The 4,878-nt window shown below is 48.1% G+C and carries 5 protein-coding genes; all 5 read left to right on the top strand.

All coding sequences use genetic code 11. The annotated features are described in order from the left end of the window. Nucleotides 1-402 (top strand): hypothetical protein (locus tag ACIQ2L_RS14440; RefSeq protein ID WP_396160076.1); only part of this gene is annotated, 402 nt, incomplete at its 5' end. Further along, the gene (locus ACIQ2L_RS14435; RefSeq protein WP_396160074.1) at nucleotides 395-802 is read left to right on the top strand and encodes a DUF1573 domain-containing protein; all 408 of its coding nucleotides are present in this window, start codon (nucleotides 395-397) and stop codon (nucleotides 800-802) included. The genes ACIQ2L_RS14440 and ACIQ2L_RS14435, both read left to right, overlap by 8 nt. A gap of 25 nt (nucleotides 803-827) precedes the next feature. Beyond that, entirely contained in the window at nucleotides 828-2,810 is a 1,983-nt protein-coding gene (locus ACIQ2L_RS14430) for an ArnT family glycosyltransferase (protein WP_396160072.1), read from the top strand. A 416-nt stretch (nucleotides 2,811-3,226) separates the two neighbouring features. Continuing rightward, nucleotides 3,227-4,426: a hypothetical protein gene (locus ACIQ2L_RS14425; RefSeq protein WP_396160070.1), complete on the top strand. Its 1,200-nt coding sequence runs from the start codon at nucleotides 3,227-3,229 to the stop codon at nucleotides 4,424-4,426. Then, nucleotides 4,416-4,814: a DUF1573 domain-containing protein gene (locus ACIQ2L_RS14420; protein ID WP_396160068.1), complete on the top strand. Its 399-nt coding sequence runs from the start codon at nucleotides 4,416-4,418 to the stop codon at nucleotides 4,812-4,814. The genes ACIQ2L_RS14425 and ACIQ2L_RS14420 overlap by 11 nt, the downstream gene beginning before the upstream one ends. The last annotated feature ends 64 nt before the right edge of the window (nucleotides 4,815-4,878 follow it).

Here is a 4,878-nt window from a genome sequence, read left to right as displayed (position 1 = left end):
CGAATTGTTGGTTCGACCGGTGAGCTTACCACCGTTTTTGAAGTCCAAGAGATTCGAACTCAAAAGTCTGCAACTGGGATTGTGGCTTATCCGATCAAGTTGTTTCGCAAAGAGCTCGGTGCAGACGGCGTATCTCTACCCATGGAGGAGACAATCCATGTCGACGAATCAACGCTATTGCTAAATCAACCAGTCGATCAACAGCTTTTCACGCTGGATGAGAACAAGGTTGATTTTGTTCATGACGTGGACAAGATTCGTAAAGCAAGCAATCTCGACGAGAACAAACCCTCCCCCAAATCGACGTTCAGGAGTCGTGCATTGTTCGTTATCGCAGATATCTTAGCTTGTGGATTCTTGTTATATCTTTTATGGGGGCGTCGCATTGGTAGTCATGCGTAATTGGGTTGGAATGAAGGTGTTGGGTACATTCCTAATCGTTCTTGTGGGGGCAACCCTAACACTGGTCGCCCTATCAGACCCAGTTGCTGAATTGGTACCAGAAAAGTCTGCAGTAGATTTTCCAGATGAGTCATTTCCGAAAACGGTCAAAGTACGACTTCGTAATCGAGGTTTCTCAACACTCGTTGTCACAGACGTTAAAAGTAGTTGCAATTGCGCAGGCGCCACGTTGGAAAAATATCGTGTGTGGCCGTTGACTGAAGTGGAACTGAATGTCACTATCGACAAACCAATTACACAGTCTGTCCAAGTTTTGATAGCGACAAATGACCCGATGCATCCTAAACTGATCTTCGAGATAACGAGAAAAAGGGCAATTGAGATTTCGCCTCGTTCTTAGCCCAGCTCGCACTTCATGAAATGACATGAACCCAAGCTCTCGTCGACATAGCATTGCGATAGGGATTATCCTTGTTGCTCATTCCGTTCTGCTCGGCTGGAATGCGACACTCATGAGCCCGACGCTGGACGAACCTGCACACCTCGTGTCTGGGATTAGCCATTGGCGTAGTGGTGATTTTTCGCTGTACCGTGTGAATCCTCCACTGGTACGACTCGTGGCAACTATCCCGTCGATCTTGTGCGGGTACACCTTCGATTTCCCGGAGGTGCTTAACGACCAATTCAGTCGCAATGAGTTCCACTTGGGGGAGCAATTCGTCACAGAGAATCGGAGTTGGACACTGTGGTTAGTTACTTTTGGGCGATGGATGTGCATTCCATTCAGTCTGATCGCAGCTTGGACATGCTATCTATGGGGTCGAGATTTGTATGGTGAGCGATCTGGCTTGATCGCGATGCTCCTATGGTGTTTCTCTCCCATGATCCTGGGTCACGCAGCGTTGATGACGCCGGATGCACCAGCAGCAGCTTTGGGTGCGTTGGCATGTTATACCTTTTGGCGGTGGCTCAAGAAACCGACATGGCATTCGACGTTCACGGCCGGAATCATTTTGGGTTTGGCTGAACTAACGAAAACAACGCTCATCCTCTTTTATCCCTTGTGGCCGATTTTGTGGTTAGCCTATCGATGGTCTGAATATCGCAGCCATTTGCATTCTCCCCTCGCCCCCCGAGGGCCCCGAGAGACTGCTGATTTAGGCCCTGCTTGTTGGTTCATGGTGAGCCGTCGAGCGCTAGTCCCGGTTGCCGCCTGTGGCGAAGCCAATAGACCGGGGCTAGCGCCCAATTGGCGTCGTGAGGCGTGCATGCTGATCGTTCGGATGCTGATTGGCCTGTACATCGTCAACCTTGGCTACTTGGGAAATGGCAGCTTTGTGCAGCTCAAGGAATACGAATTCCGCAGCAACATGTTTGGTTTGGTGGATGCCACCACGAGCGGCTACGGCAATCGATTCCGCGAAAGTTGGCTAGGAGAAGTCCCCGTCCCTTTGCCGTGCGACTACATGCTCGGCATCGATCACCAGCAGCGCGACTTCGAGAATTTCTGGGGACCTTCGTATCTGCGTGGTGAATTCAAAGAGCAAGGGTGGTGGTACTATTACTGCTACGCCGTGCTCGTGAAAACTCCGGTCGGTACGATGGGGCTAGCTATCTTGGTTCTAACGACACGCCTATTTCGATTTAGAAGCAATAAAAACGTAGCTACCCGCGACGAATGGATCTTACTGTTCCCGATGCTATTTGTGTTTGTCGTAGTCAGTTCTAAATGGGGCTTCAGTCATCACTTGCGGTACATTTTCCCATGCTTTCCATTAGCCTTTATTTGGCTAGGCCAGATCGCCCGGTACAGCCTTGATTTGGGCAAAACCCATCAACCTCACATTCCATCGAGGCCCAAAACACGTCGACTTTATTGTTTATTCCCCATCCTTTGGATAGGATGCCTGACTTGGACTCTCGGCAGCAGTCTTTACCACTATCCCCACAGCCTATCCTATTTCAACGAATTGGTAGGCGGCCCCCGCAACGGCGCCAAGCATCTCCTAAACAGTAACATCGACTGGGGACAAGACCTGCTCCATTTGGAAAAATGGATTTCTAGGCAGAATGATCGCAAACCTGTCTACCTCGCATTTGACAGTTCCTATTGTCCGTTTGTATTTGGAATAGTTGGCATTGAGGCATGGCCGTTTGTACATGACTCTGGAGGTATCGAATTCGACGCAAGTTTCTCACCACATAATGGATTGTTTGCTATTAGCATCAATCAGCTATACGAGTTCCCTTTGGCGATTCGCGATCGTGACGGATCTCGCTATTCGATAGACAAAAAATCGCTTGGAACGCTTCGCAACTGTGAGCCAGTCGGTAAAGCAGGGAATTCAATATACATTTTTACGTCGGACCAAATTCGCAAAACGATCGTGACTTCCATGCCGAAGTAAATCAAAAATAGTCTCGAACTTCAATTTATTTTTGGACAACGGATTCCTCATTACGAGTTAAAACACGTAGGGCGGTTTGGAACTCTTAATGTGAAAGTACTCGAACGTCTCACGAATTGGATAAGAGCAAGAGGAGATGATAATTTTCATGAAATTTCGAATTCTATCGATTGGATTACTTTTGGTTTCTAGCTTACTAGTCGGTCAAGAGCCGGAGTCGAATCCTGAGGGAGGTGGAGGCGACACTACCGCCCCGCCAGACTGCACTTTGGTATCTATGATATGTAATGCAAAAAACAAGAAAGAACCTGGCAGCGATCCGCCAGTTTGTTGCATGAGTGCTGGAGGAAATCGTGCGGGTACCTGTTTGGCTGCAAAAGAGGGGGAAGAGCGAGGATTTGCTGACAGTGTGTTGGATGAAAAGCGATGCGGAAAACAGACTGCTTACGAAGATGGCGTTTGCGGAAATGTCGAACTGGGACCATGCGCGGCCAACCGGCCAAAAGCTGGTTGTGTATCGCAAGAGTGTCCGGCAGATGGAAATCTGTAGAGGCATGCAGCTGCTCATTCCGAGCCGACGTGCGATAATTCACCGTTTTCTATTGCGGACGTCTGCAGTACTTGTAGTTAGCTTCGGTTTCGTTTCTGGCGAAGAAGCGTCTTTGCTTCAAGTCCGTGACGGGGCGTATTTGCACGTATCGGAAATCCGGTCTGTCGAATATCAGGGGCGAGTTGAGCTATACACAGGTGCTGTCTGGGATGTTTCTGTTGAGAGAAGCGGGGCAAAATATCGTGTTTCGCGGGTTGATGTCAGTCCGAGTTTGATCCAGGGCGAAAAGATTGTGGGGTCTTACCACGAATTTGCGTTCGATGGCATTAGACATCAAGCAATGGACGAACGCGATGCAACGATGGCGGACCGTTCTTATATTCAAGTTTCAGACAAGCAATTTCAAAGCGGCGTAACGGATTTGCTCCTAAGGCCGTTTCAGTGGTTAACGAGTTGCTCGTGCGTCCAGCTGGAATGGAGTGAAATTCAAACGCATGGCTTATGGGAAAAAAACTTCGCGAATGCGACCGATCGTGGAGAAGGTTTTTGGAAAGCTGAAAAATGCAGATTGGTAGATTTCCCTCAATCGTGTTCAGAGGACGGTGCTACCTTTCGTGTTTATTTTTCGATTGAGAAGGATTTTTATCCAGTAGCCTATGAGCGCCGACTTGATTCTACAGGTGCAGTGTGTTCAAGCTACGTTTTGGATGCTTTCAAACAGATCTCGTTGGAAAACAGATCGATGTTTATTCCCATCCATGGAACAAGATCGGAGGTAAGCGCCGCATCAAAGGCAGTTCTTCTTAGTCGATTCCAAGTGCTTCCAGATAAGCTTAAATTGAATGAACCGATAGTGGATACTCGCTTCACGTTGGTGCCATCAAAGAAACCAATCATTTACGACATTGACCAGGAGGAAGAGTTGCGTAGGCAGTCGATAGAAGCGAGGCAAATGCCGCTCCCGTACTCCCAAACGACAACCTGGAGAAAGTTGCTTTTGCCCTTTAATTTGTTGGTTGCGGCAGTCGCGCTTTGGATGATTTGGAGGAAACGAAGTGTCAAGTAAGGAGACCCTCGTTAAATGTGCAGCGACGTTGGTTGTTCTTGGCGTGTCTTATACTATTTGGTTTCGCGGAATTCCTGGCAAACCCGTAGCCGTTTATTCAGACGATACGATTTATGTAATTAGAGGCAAGCCTGACTCGATTGGAAAAATTCGTATCTCGAATACTGGATCGGAACCATTAGAGATAAAAGCTATTCAGCAATCATGCTCGTGCGTTAAAGCGACTATTTCAAAGTCGATTGTGCCTACAAAAGGCGAAGCTATTTTGGAGGCGAAAGTCCAAGGTGAAATCGACGGTTCGATTTTTGTCCTAACGAATGATTTAGAACATTGTGAGCAAGTTATCCGTGCACGGCAATCGCACGTTAATTTCCGAATGGTCCAATGATTGCAGTAGGAGGCTGGGCGGGTACCCCACTTTCGGGTAGCCCGTTTCAGGAATCTTTTTTGCA

The organism is Flavobacterium sp., from assembly GCF_044369455.1.
GTDB lineage: Bacteria > Bacteroidota > Bacteroidia > Flavobacteriales > Flavobacteriaceae > Flavobacterium.
Note: the sequence above shows the minus strand (reverse complement) of the source record. Positions and strands in the feature narration are given on the sequence as shown.

Bases quoted from the DNA above. Each gene is read 5' to 3' on its own strand.
- ACIQ2L_RS14425 (WP_396160070.1), top strand. From the start codon at position 3,227: ATGAAAAGCGATGCGGAAAACAGACTGCTTACGAAGATGGCGTTTGCG.
- ACIQ2L_RS14435 (WP_396160074.1), top strand. From the start codon at position 395: ATGCGTAATTGGGTTGGAATGAAGGTGTTGGGTACATTCCTAATCGTT.
- ACIQ2L_RS14430 (WP_396160072.1), top strand. From the start codon at position 828: ATGAACCCAAGCTCTCGTCGACATAGCATTGCGATAGGGATTATCCTT.